Genomic DNA, 18,325 nt, shown 5'->3' with positions numbered 1-18,325 from the left:
AACGCGAAGTATAACCAGCCTTGGGACAAATCTGGATCCATTGTGGAACCATCGTCACACTTGGCCATATTGCTGGCCGTGGCGGAGCCAGCGGTCCAGCAGTGGGCTGACGTGGTCCGGCCAACGTGCAAGCAGGGCCTGGGCAGCGTCACGCACAGCCGGTAACAGGTCGGCATCGCGCATCAGGTCGGCGACCTTGAACTGCAGCAGGCCGGTCTGGCGGGTACCGAGCATCTCGCCCGGGCCGCGTAGCTCGAGATCTTTCTCGGCAATGATGAAGCCATCGTTGGTTTCCCGCATGATGCCCAGGCGCTCGCGGCCGATCTGCGACAGTGGCGGGTGATACAGCAGCACGCAATGGCTGACGGCACTGCCCCGGCCAACCCGGCCGCGCAGCTGGTGCAACTGGGCCAGGCCCAGGCGCTCGGGGTTCTCGATGATCATCAGGCTGGCGTTGGGCACGTCCACGCCAACCTCGATGACTGTGGTGGCAACCAGCAGTTGCAGGTTGCCGGCCTTGAACTCGGCCATGACCTCGGCCTTTTCCGCCGGCTTCATGCGCCCGTGGATAAGCCCCACGCGCAGCTCGCCCAGGGCGCTGCCCAGCTCCTCGTAAGTGCTTTCGGCGGCCTGGCAGGTCAGTTCCTCGGACTCTTCGATCAGGGTGCACACCCAATAGGCCTGGCGCCCTTCGGCACAGGCGGCACGCACCCGCTCGACCACTTCGAAACGGCGGCTGTCGGCCACCAGCACGGTGTTCACCGGGGTACGCCCCGGCGGCAGTTCATCGAGTACCGATGTATCCAGGTCGGCATAGGCGCTCATGGCCAGGGTCCGAGGGATAGGCGTGGCGGTCATGATCAGCTGGTGCGGGCACAGTTCGCCGGCCACGCCTTTCTTGCGCAGGGCCAGGCGTTGCTGTACGCCAAACCGGTGCTGTTCGTCGATGATCGCCAGGGCCAGGTGCTTGAACCTCACCTCGTCCTGGAACAGCGCATGGGTGCCGACCACCATCGGTGCACCGTTGGCGATCTGCTCCAGGGCGCTGGCGCGGGCCTTGCCCTTGAGCTTGCCGGCCAGCCAGGCCACTTCGATGCCTAGCGGCTCGAGCCAGCGCTTGAAAGTGATGTAGTGCTGTTCGGCGAGAATCTCGGTGGGCGCCATCAGCGCCACCTGGTAACCGGCTTCCAGCGCCTGCAGGGCGGCCAGCGCGGCGACCACGGTCTTGCCAGCGCCGACATCACCCTGCACCAGGCGCATCATCGGCTCGTGCTGGCTGAGGTCATAGGCGATTTCGTTGGCTACCCGCTGCTGCGCGCCGGTCGGCTGGAAGCCCAGGTTGGCCAGGTATTGCGCCTGCAGGCGCCGGGCCTTGGGCAGTACCGGCGCGCGCAGGCTGCGCAGGCTCTCGCGCAGGCGCTGCTGCGACAGCTGGTGGGTCAGCAGCTCTTCGAAGGCCAGGCGGTGCTGGGCCCAATGCTGGCCTTCGGCAAGCTCGTCGAGGTCGGCGTCGGCCGGTGGGTTGTGCAGGTAGCGGATGGCATCGTCCAGCGGGGCCAGCTGGTAGTCGCGGGCCAGTTCGGCGGGCAGCCAGTCCGGCAGGCTGCGTGGGCCGAGCAGGGCCAGGCTTTGCTGGCACAGCAGGCGCAGGCGCTGCTGGGTAAGGCCCTCGGTGGACGGGTAGATCGGCGTCAGGGTCTGCTCCACCGGTGGCGGCGGCTCGTCGCCATTCAGCGCGCGGTACTCCGGGTGGTAGATTTCCAGGCCCGAGGCGCCGGGGCGGGCTTCGCCATAGCAACGCAGGTGAGTGCCGCGCTTGAGGCCTTCCTTCTGCGCATTGCTGAAGTGGTAGAAACGCAGGCTCAGCACGCCGCTGCCGTCACCCAGGCGCACCACCAGGCTGCGGCGCTTGCCCATGGTCACGTCGGCACCGCTGACCACGCCCTCGATAACTGCGTCCTGGCCGGGGCGTAGCTGGCCGATCGGCACCACGCGGGTGCGGTCCTGATAGCGCAGGGGCAGGTGAAACAGGACGTCCTGCAGGTTTTCCAGGCCGACCTTGGCGAGTTTCTCTGCCATGGCCTCGCCAACCCCCTTGAGTACCGTGACCGGGACCTTCGACAGCTCACTCATGGCTCAGGCCGGTTGTTCCGCAGGGGCTTTGGCGACCGAGCAGAGGCGGATCGAGTCGGCGAGGATCTCGATGGCCTTCGGCCGCGGGAAGCTGGCGCGCCAGGCAATGGCCACGGTGCGGAAGGGCGCCGGTGCGGTCAGCGGGCGGACCTCGATGACACCCGGGGCGTAATGGTGACTGTGCACTGCCGACAGGGGCAGGATCGACACGCCAAGGCCCGAGGCGACCATGTGGCGGATGGTTTCCAGCGAGCTGGACTCGACCGTGGTGTGCCTGGACCCTTCGCCGCCCTTGTTCAGGGTCGGGCAGGCTTCCAGCACCTGGTCGCGGAAGCAGTGGCCTTCACCGAGCAGCAGCAGGCTCTTGTCGTTGAGCATGGCGGTGTCGATGGTCTTTTTCGCTGTCCACGGGTGGTCGGCCGGCATCAGGGCGCAGAATGGCTCATCGTACAGCGGCAGGGTCAGCACATCGGCTTCGTTGAACGGCAGGGCGATGATCACCGCGTCCAGCTCGCCGTTGCGCAGTTTTTCGCGCAGCACGTGGGTGAAGTTTTCTTCGATGTACAGCGGCATCTGCGGCGCTACGCGGTGCAGTTGCGGGATCAGGTGTGGGAACAGGTACGGGCCGACGGTGTAGATGGCACCGACCTTGAGCGGGGCAGTCAGCTGGTTCTTGCCAGCCTGGGCGAGTTCGCGAATGCCCTGGGCCTGTTCCAGTACCTTCTGCGCCTGGGCGACGATGCTTTCGCCGACCGGGGTCAGGCGTACCGCGCTCTTGCTACGCTCGAAGATCAGCACGCCAAGCTCGTCCTCGAGCTTCTTCACACCGACCGACAGGGTCGGCTGGCTCACATGGCAGCGTTCGGCGGCGTGGCCGAAGTGCTGTTCCTGGGCGAGTGTGACGATGTAGCGTAATTCTGTAAGGGTCATAACGTGCGTCCATGAAGTTGCGAGCCCAGCATAGCGGCTGCAATCGATAGACGCACGTTATCAGAGTTGCCGATTTGTGACAGAAACAAAGCCTCAGCGGCGGTCCAGCGAGTAGACGAACGGCGCCACGACTTCGATCGTGCCGTTGTTCAGCAACTCGGGTGGTGGCTTGGGTACCGTGCCGGCCCGACGGATCATTTCCAGGGTCGCTCGGTCCAGGGCGGCACTGCCTGAGCCACCGGCCATGGAGTACGACACCACCTTGCCTTCGGCGTCGACCACGAAGCGCAGGCGGTTGATGCCCTGCAGGCCGCGCCGGCGCGCGTCTTCCGGGTAGCGCTTGTACTTGGCCAGGTGGCGCAGCAGGTCGCTCTGCCAGGTTGGCAGGGCGTTGCTGTTGGCCGCAATGCTTGGTGTCGGCGCCGCGGACTTCTGCGGTGGCGTGTTGCTGGGCGGCGCATCCACCGTCTGTTCGGTCGGCGGGGCTTCCTTCGGCGGCTCAGGCTTTTTCTCGGGCTTGGGCGGCTGCGGTTGCGGCTTGGCCTTCGGCTTGGGCGGCTTGGGAATGGCGATCTTCGGTTTGGGAGCCTCGGCCAGCTTTGGCAGCGGTGGTTCCTCGACCGGTGCCGGCGGCTGCGGCGCTGCTTTCGGAGGTGGCGGTGGCGCAGGCTCCGGCAACGGCGCCAGCTCGACCATCATGGCTGCCGGGGGCAGCTCGATGGCCTCGGGTACCGACCAGTTGAGCGTGAGCAGCACAGCCACGGCATGGACACCCAGCACGAGGGCCAGGCTGCCGCCGTAACGCGCCAGATTGTGCCGCGTCTTCGTCATTTCTTGGCTGCCGTCTCGAGACCTACCAGGCCGACTTTCAGGTAGCCGGCCGCGCGCATGCTGTTCATCACTTCCATCAGGTCACCGTAATCCACGCCTTTGTCAGCCTGGAAGAAGATGGTGGTGTCCTTGTCGCCCTTGGTCTTGGCGTCGAGCATCGGGCCAAGCTGGTCGGGGGCTGGGACCTGATCGTCGCCGACGTACAGCTTCTGGTCGGCCTTGACGCTGACGAACACCGGTTTTTCCGGCCGCGGTGCCGGCTTGGCGGTCGAGGCAGGCAGGTCGACCTTGATGTCGACCGTGGCCAGGGGCGCTGCGACCATGAAAATGATCAGCAGCACCAGCATCACGTCGATGAACGGCGTAACGTTGATTTCGTGGTTCTCGACCAGGTCGTCACCACCTTCGTTGAGATGCAGGCCCATGGCTTACCCCACTTTCACCATGTGCGGGGCGGCGCGCTCGCTGCCCTGGTGGTCCAGGTCACGGCTGACCAGCAGCAGCACCTGGGCGGAGGCGTCGGACACCTGGGCCTTGTAGCCGGCGATGGAACGGGCGAAGACGTTGTAGATGACCACGGCCGGAATCGCCGCGACCAGGCCCAGGGCGGTGGCCAGCAGGGCTTCGGCGATGCCCGGGGCAACCACGGCCAGGTTGGTGGTCTGGGTCTTGGCGATGCCGATGAAGCTGTTCATGATGCCCCAAACGGTACCGAACAGGCCGACGAATGGCGCAGTGGAGCCGATGGTGGCGAGCACACCAGTGCCGCTGCTCATGGTACGGCCGCTGGCGTGTACCAGGCGCTCCAGGCGGAAGCTCACCCGTTCCTTGATGCCTTCCTTTTCCCGGGCATTGGCCGACAGGCGCATCTCTTCAAGCGCATCCTGGACCAGGGTATGGGCCAGGGTGCCCTCCTTGTTGGAGTGTTCGCTGGCTTCTTTCAGGGTGGCGGATTTCTTCAGCAGGGCGATTTCACCACGCAGGCGACGCTTGGCACCCATCAGCTCGAAGCCTTTGGCAATCCAGATGGTCCAGGTGATGATGGAGGCGATGGCCAGGCCGATCATGACCGCTTTCACCACCACATCGGCGTTCTTGTACATGCCCCAAGGCGACAGGTCGTGGGCCATGCCCAGCGAGGTGTCCTCAACCAGGGCTTCGACGCTCGGGTCTGCCGCGGTCGGGGCCTGAACCGGAGTGGCGGTAGGGGTGTCGGCCGTCGGCGCTGCGGCTGGAGCAGCGGGTGCGCTGGCGGCAGCTGGCGCGGCGGTGTTGGCGGTTGGCTCATCGGCCATGGCCACCGGGGCCAGCACCAGGCTGAGGGTCAGCGCGGCGATGGCGCGCCAGGCGCGCGACGGGGTTGGCGAAGCGGAAGGTTGAATACGTGTCATGCTGGCCGGACCTGATGAAGAAAAAGTAAGCGTTCTCCAAGGCCTCGAGGTAGGCCGAGAACAATTTGGCCGCCATTATTGCAAGTAATTCTTGTTAACAAAAGTAATCTTGTTGCTTTTTTCGCCTATGGTCTAGTCACCCATCGTGTAGCGTGGCCGGGTTGATCAAGTTGGTCTAGGGAGTTCAGAGATGTCAGACCTTTCCGTGATGGTTGTGGGTTGTGGTGATGTAGGCGGGCGTCTTGCCCGGCAGATGCTGGCGTGCGGCTGGCAGGTAAGCGGCCTGCGCCGTTCGGTGGGGCAACTGCCGGCAGGTGTTGCGCCGGTGGCTGCAGACCTGGCCGAGCCATCGATGCCACCAGCCTGGCCGCAGCGTGCGCCGGATTATTTGGTGTATTGCGTGGCGGCCAGCCAGCACGACGAGGCCGGTTACCAGGCAGCCTATGTCGACGGGCTGCGCCATGTGCTGGCCTGGTTGGCCGCACGCGGCCAGCGCCCACGGCGCTTGCTGTTCGTCTCCAGCAGCAGCGTGTATGCGCAAAAGGGCGGGGAATGGATTGACGAGCGTGCAGCCACTGAGCCTGAAGGTTATTCCGGGCGGGTGATGCTGGAAGCTGAGCGGCTTGCCTTGGCCAGCGGCATTCCGGCGACTGTGGTGCGTTTGACCGGCATATACGGCCCGGGCCGCGAATGGCTGCTCAGCCAGGTGCGCCAGGGTTACCGCGTGGCCGAAGAGCCGCCGCTTTATGGCAACCGTATTCATGCCGAGGATGCCGCCAGCCTGCTGGCTTTCCTGTTGCAGGCCGATGCCGAAGGCAAGGCGCTGGATGCCTGCTACATCGGCGTCGACGACGACCCCGCGCCGCTGGCCGATGTGGTGGCCTGGCTGCGGGATTACATGGGAGTTACCGAGTGGTCCGATGAACAGCGGGTGCGGCGGACGGGCAGCAAGCGTTGCAGTAATGCGCGGGCGCGGGCGCTGGGCTGGGCGCCGGTGTATCCGAGCTACAAGGAAGGCTACGCAGCGATCCTGGCGGGTAAAAACTAGCCCTCAGGCATGTGCGGTCCGTGTAGGAGCGGCCTTGTGTCGCGAATGGGCCGCGACGCGGCCCCAGCAATCTATGTAGTGACGCAGAAATCCTGGGGCCGCTACGCGCCCCATCGCGACACAAGGCCGCTCCTACAGGGGCGGCGCTCGGCTCGAGATAAGGCTTCAGTCCTGCTCCAGCAGCCATTGGCGCTTGCCGGCCGCCAACACGGGCATCTCATCCGGCTGCGCACGGTTCACCGCCTGGAAAATCTCCAGCTTGTCGCCATCGCGCTTGAAAATGAAGGGCGCGCCGCGCTGCTCATGCTCCAGCCACAGGCTGTCATTACTGCCACCCATGGTTGCGCAATCACCCGCCAGGCACAGGGCGAAACGGTCTGGTCCCGGCAGGCCGGTGACGTTGCCGGTATCGCTGAAGCGTACGCTGGCACCTTTGCCCTGGCCGTCGATGATCTTCCAGTTGCCACCCAGATAAGCCTGGTACAACGCCTTCTCGAAGCTGCTACCCAGTGGCGCATTGGCTGCCGCTGGCGCCTTGGCCCGCACGAAAGTCTGCTTGGCGCCTGTTTGATCGATGGCTTGCAGCTCGTCGCCATCGAGCGACAGCTGCTCGGTCTGGCCGCCCTGGAAGCTGGCCTGCCATTGCTTGTCGCTGGCCCTCAGCTGGCCGTCGACCGCCTCGAAACCATTGCTGTAGCTGGCCTGCTGGCTGGCGACGTCGAGCTTCCACTCGAACACCGGGCCGTGCTCGTCGAGCGCCTGGCGCAGGCTGTCGCCTTTGACCGCCGCAGTGATGGCCTCCTGGTTGATCCAGGTACCGTTGAAGTCTTCGGGTTTGTGGCTGGCGCAGCCGCCCAGAAGCAGGGCTGCCAGCACGAGAGGCAGTGCTTGACGCATGACGGGTAACCTTGCAGAGGAAGGGAGGGTGACGGGCAGGGCGCCCGTCACCGGGGCATCACTCGATGACCAGAATGGCGTCCATTTCAACCTGGGCGCCTTTTGGCAGCGCGGCAACGCCGATGGCGGCGCGTGCCGGGTACGGCTGCTCGAAGTAGCGGCCCATGACCTCGTTGACCTTGGCGAAGTGGCTCAGGTCGGTGAGGAAGATGTTCAGCTTGACGATGTCCTTGAACGAACCGCCAGCGGCTTCAGCCACGGCCTTGAGGTTCTCGAAGACCTGCACGGTCTGGGCTTCGAAGCCTTCGACCAGCTCCATGGTCTTCGGGTCCAGCGGGATCTGGCCCGACATGTACACGGTGTTGCCGGCCTTGATCGCCTGCGAGTAGGTGCCGATGGCGGCAGGGGCCTTGTCGCTGTTGATGACGGTCTTGCTCATGATGACTCCTTGCGGTTGGCGGACTACGTACGCATACGGGTTATGCGGACCACACCGGTCAGGGTACGCAGCTTCTTGATCACACGCGCCAGGTGCACACGGTCGTGCACGCTGACCACCAGTTGGACCACGCTGATACGGCCGTCGCGTTCGTCCATGCTGATCTTCTCGATGTTGCCGTCGGCGGCGTTGACGCTGCTGGCCAGCAGCGCGATCAGGCCGCGCTGGTGTTCCAGTTCGACACGCAGTTCGACGTTGAACTCACCAGTGATGTCCTTGGCCCAGGAAAGCTGTACGCACTTCTCCGGGTTGTGGCGGATTTCACTGATGTTGCGGCAGTTTTCCAGGTGCACGACCATGCCCTTGCCAGCTGACAAGTGGCCGACGATCGGGTCGCCCGGGATCGGCGTGCAGCACTTGGCGTAGCTGAGCACCAGGCCTTCGGTACCGCGGATCGCCAGCGGGCCTTCCGGCGCCGGCAGTTGTTCGCCTTCAGCCGACAGCAGGCGGCGCGCAACCACGTAGGCCATGCGGTTACCCAGGCCGATGTCTTCGAGCAGGTCTTCGATCAGCTCCAGGCGGTACTCGGCGAGAATCGCCTGGATGTGCTCCTGAGGGATGCTTTCCAGGCTGCTGTCGAAGCCGGTAAGCACCTTGTTCAGCAGGCGTTCGCCCAGGCTGATGGACTCGGAGCGGCGCTGCTGCTTGAGTGCGTGACGGATGTGCGTGCGGGCTTTGCCGGTGACCACGAAGTTGAGCCAGGCCGGGTTCGGCCGTGCACCCGGGGCGCTGACGATTTCCACCGTCGAGCCGCTTTGCAGCGGTTCGGACAACGGTGCCAGGCGGCGGTTGATGCGGCAGGCGATGCAGCTGTTGCCGACGTCGGTGTGCACCGCGTAGGCGAAGTCGACGGCCGTGGAGCCCTTGGGCAGCTCCATGATGCGGCCCTTGGGCGTGAACACGTAGACCTCGTCCGGGAACAGGTCGATCTTCACGCTCTCGATGAACTCCAGCGAGTTGCCGGCACGTTGCTGCAGTTCGAGGATTCCCTTGACCCACTGGCGAGCACGAGCGTGGCTGCCCTTGGGCTGCTCATCGTCGTTGGACTTGTACAGCCAGTGTGCGGCGATACCGTTGTTGGCCATCTCTTCCATTTCGCGTGTGCGGATCTGGATTTCGATGGGCACGCCGTGCATGCCGAACAGCGTGGTGTGCAACGACTGGTAGCCGTTGGCCTTGGGGATGGCGATGTAATCCTTGAAGCGACCGGGCAGCGGCTTGTACAGGTTGTGCACGGCGCCGAGCACGCGGTAACAGGTATCGACCTTGTCGACGACGATGCGGAAGGCATACACATCCATGATCTCGTTGAAGGCGCGACGCTTGCCGCGCATCTTCTTGTAGATGCCATAGAGGTGTTTCTGCCGGCCACTGACCTCACCCTCGATGCCGTCGGCGGCCAGGCAATTGGCCAGCGAGTGCTCGATCTTGGCGACGATTTCCTTACGGTTGCCGCGTGCGCTTTTCACCGCCCGGTGAATCAGCGACGAGCGCATCGGGTGCATGGCCTTGAAGCCCAGGTCCTCGAACTCCACGCGCACGGTGTGCATGCCCAGGCGGTTGGCGATGGGGGCGTAGATCTCGAGGGTTTCCTTGGCAATGCGCCGGCGCTTTTCGCCAGACAGCACCTCCAGGGTGCGCATGTTGTGCAGGCGGTCGGCCAGCTTTACCAGGATCACGCGGATATCGCGCGCCATGGCCATGGCCATCTTCTGGAAGTTTTCGGCCTGCGCCTCGGCCTTGGTCTCGAAGTTCATCTGGGTCAGCTTGCTGACGCCATCGACCAGCTCGGCCACGGTCTCGCCAAACTGTTGGCTGAGGGCTTCCTTGGCGATGCCGGTGTCTTCGATCACATCGTGCAGCATGGCGGCCATCAGGCTTTGATGGTCCATGTGCATGTCGGCGAGGATGCTGGCCACGGCCAGCGGATGGGTCACGTAGGGCTCGCCGCTGCGGCGACGCTGCCCGTCGTGTGCCTGCTCGGCATAGAAATAGGCACGCCGGACCAGGTTGACCTGTTCGGGGCCAAGGTAGGTCGACAGCCGTTCGGCCAAAGCTTCTATACCCGGCATGGGTTCACCTCCTGCCGAGGAAGAGGGCCTTGCGCCGTGCGACGTCGACCAGGCATCAATCAGACAGCCTCGTTGTTCTCGTCCTCGAACGCGGCGAACACCGGATCCTCGGTGACGATCTCTTCAGCGGCGATGAATTCGTTGGTGACGATGCCTTCGGCGATTTCACGCAGGGCAACAACGGTCGGCTTGTCGTTTTCCCACGCAACGCGTGGCTCTTTGCCGCCGGTCGCCAGCTGGCGAGCGCGCTTGGTCGAGAGCATGACCAGCTCAAAGCGGTTATCCACGTGTTCCAGGCAGTCTTCAACAGTTACGCGGGCCATGGTCTTCCTCAGTAGCAATTGCGGTGGGCGTGCAGCCCGATAATGGGCAGGCGGACTCGATAGTTTAAAAAATCACCAGCCAATAGGGAAGCGCTGTTTTGCCGGGTGGATCGGTGTGGGCTTCTTCGCGGGCATGCCCGCTCCCACAAGCCCTGCACAGTTCTCACCGCCGCCGCTTTACCTGTGGGAGCGGGCGGGCCCGCGAAAGGGCCGGAACAGACACCCTCGATGCATGAGCCTGACGATAACCTCAGAGCATCGCGTCACGCAACCGCGGGGTCAGCTCCTCGAACAGGGTCTGGACCGAGCGCAACGCCCGGCAGTCCGGTCGGGTCAGCAGCCACAGCTGTGTGTCGCAGCCGGGCAGCGGCCCGCTCAACGCGTCCACCCCAGGCAGGGCATGCACCATGTAGTCCGGCAGCGCCGCCACGCCCAGCCCGGCCGTGACCAACTGGGCGATGGTGGACATGCCGCTGCACTGGTAGCGCGGGCTCAACCCTGGATGCTGCTGGTTGCGCCAGACCACCGTGGGGTGGTCCTGCATCGAGTCGTCCGGGGCGATCCACGGCACGCTGGCCGGCGATTCGGCCAGGCGCTCGCGCCACTGCGGCTGGCCGCAGACCACATACGAGGTCGACCCCAGGTTGCGCCCGACCAGGTGCTCCGGCGGCGTGTTGGTCAGGCGCAGGGCAATGTCGGCATCACGTCGGCTGAGGTTGGCGAAAGTGTTGGAGGTACCCATTTCCAGCGACAGCGCCGGGTAGTTGGGCATGAACTCGGCCAGCGCCGGTAGCAGCAGGCTGTGCATAACCGCTTCGGTGCAGGTCAGCCGTACCGTACCGCTCACCACCTGTTCGCCACTGGTCATGGCAATGCGCGCCGCTTCCAGCGCCTGCTCGGCGCGTTCGGCCTGCTCGGCCAGGGCCTGGGCAGTGTCGGTCGGCAGGTAGCCCTTGCGGCTCTTGACGAACAGGGCCGTGCCCAGCGCCGACTCCAGCCGGCGGATCGAGCGGAACACTGTCGAGACATCGACCTTGAGCAGCTCGGCAGCCTTGGCCAGGGAGCGACCGCGTTCCAGCGCCAGGACCAGGGAAAGGTCGGCATGGGTAATCTGATATTGCATTGGTGCACGCTCTGCTTGCCGAATTGCCAATGTCTGTTGCGTTTTGGCCATTTTATAGTGAAACGGCCCCCGGGAATCAATGCGCCCGGTCGGGTAACCAATCCCCACGATGGGAAAGTGAAAAGAACAACAGCTGCAACCATCGTCGCCCGTGAGGCGCCAGCCGTATCCCCACATCGCCGCAGCAAATCATAGGATGTACAGCCATGACGTCGGTAACCCCGTGCGCCAGTTCTTCCAGCGAGATGAGTGACTTCCTCCAGGCCCATCCGGACACGCAGTACGTCGACCTGCTGATTTCCGACATGAACGGCGTGGTACGTGGCAAGCGCATCGAGCGGGCCAGCCTGCACAAGGTGTACGAGAAGGGCATCAACCTGCCGGCGTCGCTGTTCGCCCTGGACATCAACGGTTCCACCGTCGAAAGCACCGGGCTAGGCCTGGATATCGGCGATGCCGACCGTATCTGCTTCCCGATCGCGGGCACGCTGTCGGACGAGCCCTGGCAGAAGCGCCCGACCGCCCAGCTGCTGATGACCATGCATGAACTGGACGGCCAACCGTTCTTCGCCGACCCGCGCGAGGTGCTGCGCCAGGTGGTGAGCCGGTTCGACGACCTGGGCCTGGATATCTGTGCCGCGTTCGAGCTGGAGTTCTACCTGATCGACCAGGACAACCTGAACGGACGCCCGCAGCCGCCGCGCTCGCCTATTTCGGGCAAGCGTCCACAGTCGACCCAGGTGTACCTGATCGACGACCTCGACGAGTATGCCGACTGCCTGCAGGACATGCTCGAAGCGGCCAAGGAACAAGGCTTGCCTGCCGACGCCATCGTCAAGGAAAGCGCCCCGGCGCAGTTCGAAGTCAACCTGCACCATGTGGCTGATCCGCTGAAGGCCTGTGACTACGCGATCCTGCTCAAGCGCCTGATCAAGAACGTGGCCTATGACCATGAAATGGACACCACCTTCATGGCCAAGCCTTACCCGGGCCAGGCCGGCAATGGCCTGCACGTGCACATTTCGTTGCTGGACAAGAAAACCGGCAAGAACATCTTTGCCAGCGATGACCCGCTGCAAAGCGATGCGCTGCGCCATGCCATCGGCGGCGTGCTGGAGACCATGCCGGCGTCGATGGCCTTCCTTTGCCCGAACATCAACTCCTACCGCCGTTTCGGCGCGCAGTTCTACGTACCCAACGCGCCAAGCTGGGGCCTGGACAACCGCACCGTGGCCGTGCGCGTGCCCACCGACAGCAGCGACAATGTGCGCCTCGAGCACCGTGTGGCCGGCGCCGACGCCAACCCCTACCTGATGCTCGCGGCAATCCTCGCCGGTGTGCACCATGGCCTGACCAACCAGGTCGAGCCGGGCGAACCGATCGAAGGCAACTCCTACGAACAGCTGGAGCAGAGCCTGCCGAACAACCTGCGCGATGCCCTGCGCGCGCTGGATGACAGCGAAGTGCTCAACCAATACATCAGCCCGGACTACATCGATATCTTCGTGGCCTGCAAGGAAAGCGAGCTGGCCGAATTCGAAGTGTCGATCTCCGACCTCGAATACAACTGGTACCTGCACACGGTGTAAGCCCATGAGCGCAAATGCGGTCCCCTTGATCGGTGTCAGCGCCTGCCGCCAGCAGGTCGGCAAGAACCCGTCGCACACGGTAGGCGACAAGTATGTCGAGGCGGCCGGCTTTGCCGGCCTGCCGCTGATATTGCCGGCGCGTGACGGTGGCAGCGACACACAGGCGCTGCTGGCCCGTCTGGACGGCATTGTTTTTACCGGCTCGCCTTCAAATATCGAACCGCATCATTACAATGGCGCCCCCAGCGCGGCCGGTACCCGGCACGATCTGGCGCGCGATCGCCTGACCCTGCCGCTGCTGCAGGCGGCCATCGCTGCCGGGGTGCCGGTGTTCTGCATCTGCCGCGGTTACCAGGAATTGAACGTGGCCCTGGGCGGCAGCCTGCACCAGCGCGTGCAGGAGCTGCCCGGTTACCAGGACCACCGCGAACCCGAGGACGCACCCCTGGAAGTGCAATATGGCCCTCGCCACCTTGTCGGCATCGAGCCGGGCGGGTTGTTCGAGCGCCTGGGCCTGGCTGCGCAGTTCGAGGTCAACTCGCTGCACAGCCAGGGCATCGACCGCCTGGCCCCTGGCCTGCGCGTCGAGGCACGGGCCCCGGATGGCCTGATCGAAGCGGTATCCATGCCTGCGGCGCCGGGCTTCGTCCTTGGCGTGCAATGGCACCCGGAATGGCGATTTAGCGAAAACCCGGTCTCGCTGCGCCTGTTCCAGGCGTTTCGCGAGGCTTGCATTGCCTACGCAGCACGGGAGGGCGCACGGCAGAAAGCATTCTGACGTCAGCCGAAGGTCTCGGATGACTGATTCCCGGCAGCAGCTTTCAATGAGTGAAAGCGAGCCTTGTGCGCAAGGCCAGTGAAAACAATTCCAAAATCTACGGCAAATACTCATGAGCGATTACACAGAAGCCGGCCGCCCACCCGACGTGGCGACCGACGCGGGCAATACCCAGCGCAGCAAGGGCCTGGCCAAAGGCCGGCTGGGCTTGCTGGCCAGCGTGGTGCTGGGCATTTCCACCATCGCCCCGGTCTATACCTTGACCGGCGCACTTGGCCCGACCGTGCGCGAGGTGGGCGCCCACCTGCCAGCGGTGTTCATCGTCGGTTTCCTGCCGATGCTGCTGGTCGCCCTCGGCTACCGCGAGCTGAACTCGGCCGAGCCGGACAGCGGTACATCGTTTACCTGGTCGGCGCGTGCCTTCGGCCCGATGATCGGCTGGATCGGCGGCTGGGGTCTGGTCGTCGCCACCACCATCGTGCTGTCGAACCTGGCGGGCGTGGCCGTCGACTTCTTCTACCTGTTCCTCGGCCAGATCACCGGCCACCACGAGCTGGCGGCGCTGGCCGACAACCTGTTGATCAACGTGGTGACCTGTTGCGTGTTCATTGCCCTGGCGGTGTGGATTTGCTGTCGCGGCATCGCCACCACCATGACCGTGCAGTACGGCTTGGTGGCGCTGCAGTTGGTGGTGCTGATCGGTTTCGCCTTTGCCGCCTTCGACGGCGCCACCGCGCCGCCGCCGCTGGAATTCGATTTCGCCTGGTTCAACCCGTTCGGTGTCGAGTCGTTCTCGGCCTTCGCCGCCGGGCTGTCGCTGTCGATCTTCATCTTCTGGGGATGGGACACCTGCCTGACCGTCAGCGAAGAGTCGGTAGGCAGTGAAGAAGTACCGGGCAAGGCGGCCACCTGGACGGTGATGTTGATTCTCGGCCTGTACCTGTTCACTGCGATCGCCACCCTGCAGTTTGCCGGGATCAGCGAGTCTGGCCTGGGCCTGAACAACCCGCGCATCCAGGAAAACGTGTTCGCTCACCTGGCCGGCCCGGTCATGGGGCCGTTGGCGATCCTGATGTCCATTGCCGTGCTGGCCAGTACCGCAGCCTCGCTGCAGTCGACCTTCGTTGCGCCCGCGCGCACGCTCTTGGCCATGGGCTACTACGGTGCGGTGCCGCAAAAGTTCGCCAGCGTCTGCCCGCGTTCGCAAACCCCGCGCTACGCCACCATTTGCGCCGGCCTGGCCGCGGGCCTGTTCTACGTGACCATGCGTACCCTGAGCGAGAACGTGCTGGCGGATACCATTACCGCCCTGGGCATGATGATCTGCTTCTACTATTCGCTGACCGCATTCGCCTGCGTCTGGTATTTCCGCGACAGCCTGTTCGACAGCCTGCGCCACTTCATCATGCGTGGCCTGTGCCCGTTGGTGGGTGGGGTGATCCTGTCGGTGATCTTCGTGCGTACTGCCATCGACAGCGCTTCGCCAGACTTCGGCAGTGGTTCACATGTGGGCGGGCTGGGGCTGGTGTTCGTGATTGCCGCGATCATTTCGGTGCTCGGCATCGGGCTGATGATGCTGTCGCGCATGCGCGCACCGGCGTATTTCCTCGGGGCTACCCTGCGTCAGCAGGCTACCTTGCCACTGCAGGAATAAAGCCGGGGGGCGCTTCGCGCCCCTTTCGCGACACAAGGCCGCTCCTACAACAGCACGGCGTACGCCTTCCTGTGTAGGAGCGGCCTTGTGTCGCGAAAGGGCCTCGAAGAGGCCCCGGCAATCTTCAGCCGATCATTTGCTTCAGCAACGCCGCATGACGCTGTTGCTGCTTCTTCAGCACCAGGCGGTTCGAGCGGAACACCGCTTTCAAATCCTCCAGTGCCACGTCGAAATCATCATTGATGATCACGTAGTCATACTCGTCGTAGTGCACCATCTCGCTGACCGCTTCTTTCATGCGCCCGGCAATGATCTCTTCGCTGTCCTGCCCGCGGCCGTCCAGGCGCTGGCGCAAGGCCTGCTGGCTTGGCGGCAGGATGAACACCGATAGCGCCTGCGGCATCAGCTTGCGCACCTGCTGTGCGCCCTGCCAGTCGATTTCCAGGATCAGGTCCAGGCCTTGGTCCAGCACCTCTTGCAGCGCGCTGCGCGAAGTACCGTAGTAATTGCCGAACACTTCGGCGTGCTCGAGGAAATCACCCTTGGCGATCAACGCCTTGAACTCGTCATGGCTGACGAAGTGATAGTTCACCCCGTGCTGCTCGCCCGGGCGCATGGCGCGGGTGGTGTGCGAGACCGAGACGCGGATTTGCTGGTCGGCCTTGGTCAGGGCGGTGACCAGGCTGGTCTTGCCGGCGCCGGAAGGGGCCGAAACGATATAGAGGGTGCCGCTGCTGTGGTTCATGGTCGGGGTGGCCTTACTCGATGTTCTGTACTTGTTCACGCATCTGTTCGATCAGTACCTTCAGGTTGACCGCCGCTTGCGTGCTGCGTGGGTCGAAGGCCTTGGAGCCGAGGGTATTGGCCTCGCGGTTGAGTTCCTGCATCAGGAAGTCCAGGCGCCGGCCAGCAGCACCGCCACCCTTGAGCACTCGGCGCACTTCGGTGACGTGGGTGCTCAGGCGGTCGAGTTCCTCGGCCACGTCGCTCTTCTGGGCCAGCAGCACCAGCTCCTGCTCCAGGCGTTGCGGGTCGAGTTCGGCCTGCAGGTCGCCGAAGCGGTCGAGGATCTTCTGTCGCTGTGCCGCCAGCATCTGTGGCACCAGGGCGCGCAGGGTAGTGACTTCACTGGCCATGTTGTCCAGGCGTTCGTTGATCAGCCGGGCCAGCTCCTGGCCTTCACGCTGGCGCCCGGCCTTGAGTTCGGCGAGGGCTTCGTCGAACAGTGCCATGGCTTCGGCATTCAGGGCCTGCGGGTCACTGGCGTCGGCCACCAGCACGCCTGGCCATGACAGCACTTCCAGCGGGTTCAGCGGTGCCGGTTGCTTGATCAGGCCGGCCACCTCCTCGGCAGCGGCAACCAGTTGTGCGGCGCGCTCGCGGTCTACCTTCAGCGGTTTGCCGTTGCTGTCGTCGTTCAGGCGCAGGGTACATTCCACCTTGCCCCGCGACAGGCCCTGGCGCAGGCCCTCACGCACGGCGCCCTCGAGGTCGCGCAGGGCTTCGGGCAGGCGCAGGTGCGGCTCCAGGTAACGGTGATTGACCGAACGCAGCTCCCAGACCAGGGTGCCTTGGCTGCCGGCGCGCTCGACACGAGCAAAAGCGGTCATGCTGTGCACCATGGGGAGTACCTCGCGTAGATGAATGAACAGTGGGAGCCTCTCGGCTGCAAGGCGCAGGATTGTAGCGCAGTGGCGCCCTGGCGCCCAATCCAGCCATGTTACCGAGGGCGGGCTGGCGCAGCAGGAAAAGGCGACGGGCAGCGTCGGGCGCGACAATAGGCATGTCCTCCCTGGGCCGCGGGCTCTATAATGCTCGGCAGATTCAAAGTCCCAGTACAGGTATCCCAGATGAAACGTCCAAGTGGTCGCGCCGCCGATCAGCTCCGCTCGATCCGCATCACCCGCAACTACACCAAGCACGCCGAAGGGTCGGTACTGGTCGAGTTCGGTGACACCAAGGTCATCTGCACGGTCAGTGTGGAAAACGGTGTACCGCGCTTCCTCAAAGGGCAGGGCCAGGGCTGGCTGACCGCCGAGTACGGCATGTTGCCGCGCTCCACCGGCGAGCGTAACCAGCGCGAGGCCAGCCGTGGCAAGCAGGGTGGTCGCACCCTGGAAATCCAGCGCCTGATTGGCCGTTCGCTGCGCGCTGCGCTGGACATGAGCAAGCTCGGTGACATCACCCTGTACATCGACTGCGACGTGATCCAGGCCGATGGCGGTACCCGCACTGCATCCATCACCGGTGCCATGGTCGCCCTGTGCGACGCCTTGGCGGTGATCAAGAAGCGCGGTGGCCTGAAGGCCGGCAACCCGCTCAAGCACATGATCGCCGCCGTATCGGTGGGCATGTACCAGGGCGAAGCGGTGCTCGACCTGGACTACCTGGAAGACTCCGCCGCCGAGACCGACCTGAACGTGGTCATGACCAGCGCCGGTGGTTTCATCGAAGTGCAGGGTACCGCCGAAGGCGCGCCGTTCCAGCCGGAAGACTTCAATGCCATGCTCGCCCTGGCACAGAAAGGCATGGCGGACATCTTCGAACTGCAGCAGGCCGCACTGGCCGACTGAACCCAGCCAAGGAGGTGCGGGGCATGAGCGATTCCAACCTGTCGATCACCCCGCCCAATGCCGAAGTCCGGCAGTGGGCGATGTTCTGTCACCTTTCTGCGCTGCTGGGCCTGGTGGTGCCGCTCGGGCACCTGCTGGGCCCGTTGGTGCTGTGGCATCTCAAGCGCGAGCAAGACCCTTTCATCGATGCCCAGGGCAAGGAGGCGCTGAACTTTCAGATCAGCGTGACCATTGCCGGGTTCATCTGCTTCCTGCTGATGTTCGTGTTCATCGGGTTGATGCTGTTCGCCATGCTGATGGTGGCAGTGCTGGTGCTGATCATCATTGCGGCGGTGCGGGCGAATGAAGGCAAGCCGTATCGCTACCCGATGATCTGGCGGCCGATCAAATAGCCATTGGGGCTGCTTTGCAGCCCATCGCGACACAAGGCCGCTCTACAAGGAATGCATGACCCTTGTAGGAGCGGCCTTGTGTCGCGATGGGT

General features: G+C 64.3%; 18 protein-coding genes. 6 read left to right on the top strand and 12 right to left on the bottom strand.

The annotated features are described in order from the left end of the window. Nucleotides 1-54: 54 nt before the first annotated feature. From recG to exbB, 5 genes are all read right to left on the bottom strand, one after another. A complete protein-coding gene (gene recG, locus ACJA3S_RS25425; protein ID WP_406820395.1) occupies nt 55-2,133 on the bottom strand; it encodes an ATP-dependent DNA helicase RecG in 2,079 nt (692 codons plus the stop codon). Between the two features lie 3 nt (nt 2,134-2,136). Then, nucleotides 2,137-3,063, bottom strand: coding sequence for a hydrogen peroxide-inducible genes activator (locus ACJA3S_RS25420; protein ID WP_087500924.1), 927 nt, complete (start codon nt 3,061-3,063; stop codon nt 2,137-2,139). A gap of 93 nt (nt 3,064-3,156) precedes the next feature. Then, on the bottom strand, nt 3,157-3,894 hold the full coding sequence (locus tag ACJA3S_RS25415) for an energy transducer TonB (protein ID WP_406820394.1): 738 nt from the start codon (nt 3,892-3,894) through the stop codon (nt 3,157-3,159). Beyond that, nucleotides 3,891-4,319: a TonB system transport protein ExbD gene (gene exbD, locus ACJA3S_RS25410; RefSeq protein WP_406820393.1), complete on the bottom strand. Its 429-nt coding sequence runs from the start codon at nt 4,317-4,319 to the stop codon at nt 3,891-3,893. The genes ACJA3S_RS25415 and exbD overlap by 4 nt, the downstream gene beginning before the upstream one ends. 3 nt (nt 4,320-4,322) lie before the next feature. Then, nucleotides 4,323-5,285, bottom strand: coding sequence for a tonB-system energizer ExbB (exbB, locus tag ACJA3S_RS25405; protein ID WP_406820392.1), 963 nt, complete (start codon nt 5,283-5,285; stop codon nt 4,323-4,325). A 190-nt stretch (nt 5,286-5,475) separates the two neighbouring features. On the opposite strand from exbB, the gene ACJA3S_RS25400 reads away from it, so the two are divergent. Beyond that, nucleotides 5,476-6,333 (top strand): SDR family oxidoreductase, encoded by an 858-nt coding sequence (locus ACJA3S_RS25400; RefSeq protein ID WP_406820391.1) that lies wholly within the window; start codon nt 5,476-5,478, stop codon nt 6,331-6,333. Between the two features lie 165 nt (nt 6,334-6,498). Here ACJA3S_RS25400 and ACJA3S_RS25395 read toward each other — a convergent pair whose 3' ends face one another. The 5 genes from ACJA3S_RS25395 to ACJA3S_RS25375 all read right to left on the bottom strand — a co-directional run bounded on the left by ACJA3S_RS25395 (nt 6,499) and on the right by ACJA3S_RS25375 (nt 11,247). Then, nucleotides 6,499-7,230: a hypothetical protein gene (locus ACJA3S_RS25395; protein ID WP_406820390.1), complete on the bottom strand. Its 732-nt coding sequence runs from the start codon at nt 7,228-7,230 to the stop codon at nt 6,499-6,501. A 58-nt stretch (nt 7,231-7,288) separates the two neighbouring features. Next, nucleotides 7,289-7,669: a RidA family protein gene (locus ACJA3S_RS25390; protein ID WP_009684531.1), complete on the bottom strand. Its 381-nt coding sequence runs from the start codon at nt 7,667-7,669 to the stop codon at nt 7,289-7,291. Between the two features lie 23 nt (nt 7,670-7,692). After that, nucleotides 7,693-9,801 (bottom strand): bifunctional GTP diphosphokinase/guanosine-3',5'-bis pyrophosphate 3'-pyrophosphohydrolase, encoded by a 2,109-nt coding sequence (gene spoT / locus ACJA3S_RS25385; protein WP_170033812.1) that lies wholly within the window; start codon nt 9,799-9,801, stop codon nt 7,693-7,695. Nucleotides 9,802-9,860: 59 nt separating this feature from the next. After that, on the bottom strand, nt 9,861-10,124 hold the full coding sequence (rpoZ, locus tag ACJA3S_RS25380) for a DNA-directed RNA polymerase subunit omega (RefSeq protein ID WP_003253383.1): 264 nt from the start codon (nt 10,122-10,124) through the stop codon (nt 9,861-9,863). Nucleotides 10,125-10,374: 250 nt separating this feature from the next. Further along, nucleotides 10,375-11,247 (bottom strand): LysR family transcriptional regulator, encoded by an 873-nt coding sequence (locus ACJA3S_RS25375; protein ID WP_013974798.1) that lies wholly within the window; start codon nt 11,245-11,247, stop codon nt 10,375-10,377. 245 nt (nt 11,248-11,492) lie between these two features. Between ACJA3S_RS25375 and ACJA3S_RS25370 the strand changes: the two genes are divergently transcribed. From ACJA3S_RS25370 to ACJA3S_RS25360, 3 genes are all read left to right on the top strand, one after another. Continuing rightward, entirely contained in the window at nt 11,493-12,836 is a 1,344-nt protein-coding gene (locus ACJA3S_RS25370) for a glutamine synthetase family protein (RefSeq protein ID WP_372241591.1), read from the top strand. A 4-nt stretch (nt 12,837-12,840) separates the two neighbouring features. Further along, nucleotides 12,841-13,614: a gamma-glutamyl-gamma-aminobutyrate hydrolase family protein gene (locus ACJA3S_RS25365; protein WP_186684018.1), complete on the top strand. Its 774-nt coding sequence runs from the start codon at nt 12,841-12,843 to the stop codon at nt 13,612-13,614. Nucleotides 13,615-13,726: 112 nt separating this feature from the next. Further along, nucleotides 13,727-15,268 (top strand): APC family permease, encoded by a 1,542-nt coding sequence (locus tag ACJA3S_RS25360; RefSeq protein WP_406820389.1) that lies wholly within the window; start codon nt 13,727-13,729, stop codon nt 15,266-15,268. Between the two features lie 124 nt (nt 15,269-15,392). Here ACJA3S_RS25360 and gmk read toward each other — a convergent pair whose 3' ends face one another. Further along, on the bottom strand, nt 15,393-16,013 hold the full coding sequence (gmk, locus tag ACJA3S_RS25355; protein WP_406820388.1) for a guanylate kinase: 621 nt from the start codon (nt 16,011-16,013) through the stop codon (nt 15,393-15,395). A 13-nt stretch (nt 16,014-16,026) separates the two neighbouring features. Continuing rightward, on the bottom strand, nt 16,027-16,890 hold the full coding sequence (locus ACJA3S_RS25350) for a YicC/YloC family endoribonuclease (RefSeq protein ID WP_406820387.1): 864 nt from the start codon (nt 16,888-16,890) through the stop codon (nt 16,027-16,029). 228 nt (nt 16,891-17,118) lie between these two features. Here ACJA3S_RS25350 and rph point away from each other — a divergent pair, with 228 nt between their 5' ends. Next, nucleotides 17,119-17,841 carry a ribonuclease PH gene (gene rph / locus ACJA3S_RS25345; RefSeq protein ID WP_406820386.1) on the top strand — a complete coding sequence of 241 codons (723 nt, stop codon included), beginning with the start codon at nt 17,119-17,121 and terminating at the stop codon, nt 17,839-17,841. 23 nt (nt 17,842-17,864) lie between these two features. Next, on the top strand, nt 17,865-18,233 hold the full coding sequence (locus tag ACJA3S_RS25340) for a DUF4870 domain-containing protein (RefSeq protein WP_186671858.1): 369 nt from the start codon (nt 17,865-17,867) through the stop codon (nt 18,231-18,233). The last annotated feature ends 92 nt before the right edge of the window (nt 18,234-18,325 follow it).

Origin of the sequence: Pseudomonas sp. KnCO4, assembly GCF_045344305.1 — a bacterium.
GTDB lineage: Bacteria > Pseudomonadota > Gammaproteobacteria > Pseudomonadales > Pseudomonadaceae > Aquipseudomonas > Aquipseudomonas anuradhapurensis.
Note: the sequence above shows the minus strand (reverse complement) of the source record. Positions and strands in the feature narration are given on the sequence as shown.

Bases quoted from the DNA above. Each gene is read 5' to 3' on its own strand.
- ACJA3S_RS25395 (WP_406820390.1), bottom strand. From the start codon at position 7,230: ATGCGTCAAGCACTGCCTCTCGTGCTGGCAGCCCTGCTTCTGGGCGGC.
- ACJA3S_RS25370 (WP_372241591.1), top strand. From the start codon at position 11,493: ATGAGTGACTTCCTCCAGGCCCATCCGGACACGCAGTACGTCGACCTG.
- ACJA3S_RS25390 (WP_009684531.1), bottom strand. From the start codon at position 7,669: ATGAGCAAGACCGTCATCAACAGCGACAAGGCCCCTGCCGCCATCGGC.
- rph (WP_406820386.1), top strand. From the start codon at position 17,119: ATGAAACGTCCAAGTGGTCGCGCCGCCGATCAGCTCCGCTCGATCCGC.
- ACJA3S_RS25350 (WP_406820387.1), bottom strand. From the start codon at position 16,890: ATGGTGCACAGCATGACCGCTTTTGCTCGTGTCGAGCGCGCCGGCAGC.
- ACJA3S_RS25360 (WP_406820389.1), top strand. From the start codon at position 13,727: ATGAGCGATTACACAGAAGCCGGCCGCCCACCCGACGTGGCGACCGAC.
- ACJA3S_RS25415 (WP_406820394.1), bottom strand. From the start codon at position 3,894: ATGACGAAGACGCGGCACAATCTGGCGCGTTACGGCGGCAGCCTGGCC.
- rpoZ (WP_003253383.1), bottom strand. From the start codon at position 10,124: ATGGCCCGCGTAACTGTTGAAGACTGCCTGGAACACGTGGATAACCGC.
- ACJA3S_RS25400 (WP_406820391.1), top strand. From the start codon at position 5,476: ATGTCAGACCTTTCCGTGATGGTTGTGGGTTGTGGTGATGTAGGCGGG.
- exbB (WP_406820392.1), bottom strand. From the start codon at position 5,285: ATGACACGTATTCAACCTTCCGCTTCGCCAACCCCGTCGCGCGCCTGG.
- recG (WP_406820395.1), bottom strand. From the start codon at position 2,133: ATGAGTGAGCTGTCGAAGGTCCCGGTCACGGTACTCAAGGGGGTTGGC.
- gmk (WP_406820388.1), bottom strand. From the start codon at position 16,013: ATGAACCACAGCAGCGGCACCCTCTATATCGTTTCGGCCCCTTCCGGC.
- ACJA3S_RS25340 (WP_186671858.1), top strand. From the start codon at position 17,865: ATGAGCGATTCCAACCTGTCGATCACCCCGCCCAATGCCGAAGTCCGG.
- ACJA3S_RS25365 (WP_186684018.1), top strand. From the start codon at position 12,841: ATGAGCGCAAATGCGGTCCCCTTGATCGGTGTCAGCGCCTGCCGCCAG.
- ACJA3S_RS25420 (WP_087500924.1), bottom strand. From the start codon at position 3,063: ATGACCCTTACAGAATTACGCTACATCGTCACACTCGCCCAGGAACAG.
- spoT (WP_170033812.1), bottom strand. From the start codon at position 9,801: ATGCCGGGTATAGAAGCTTTGGCCGAACGGCTGTCGACCTACCTTGGC.
- exbD (WP_406820393.1), bottom strand. From the start codon at position 4,319: ATGGGCCTGCATCTCAACGAAGGTGGTGACGACCTGGTCGAGAACCAC.
- ACJA3S_RS25375 (WP_013974798.1), bottom strand. From the start codon at position 11,247: ATGCAATATCAGATTACCCATGCCGACCTTTCCCTGGTCCTGGCGCTG.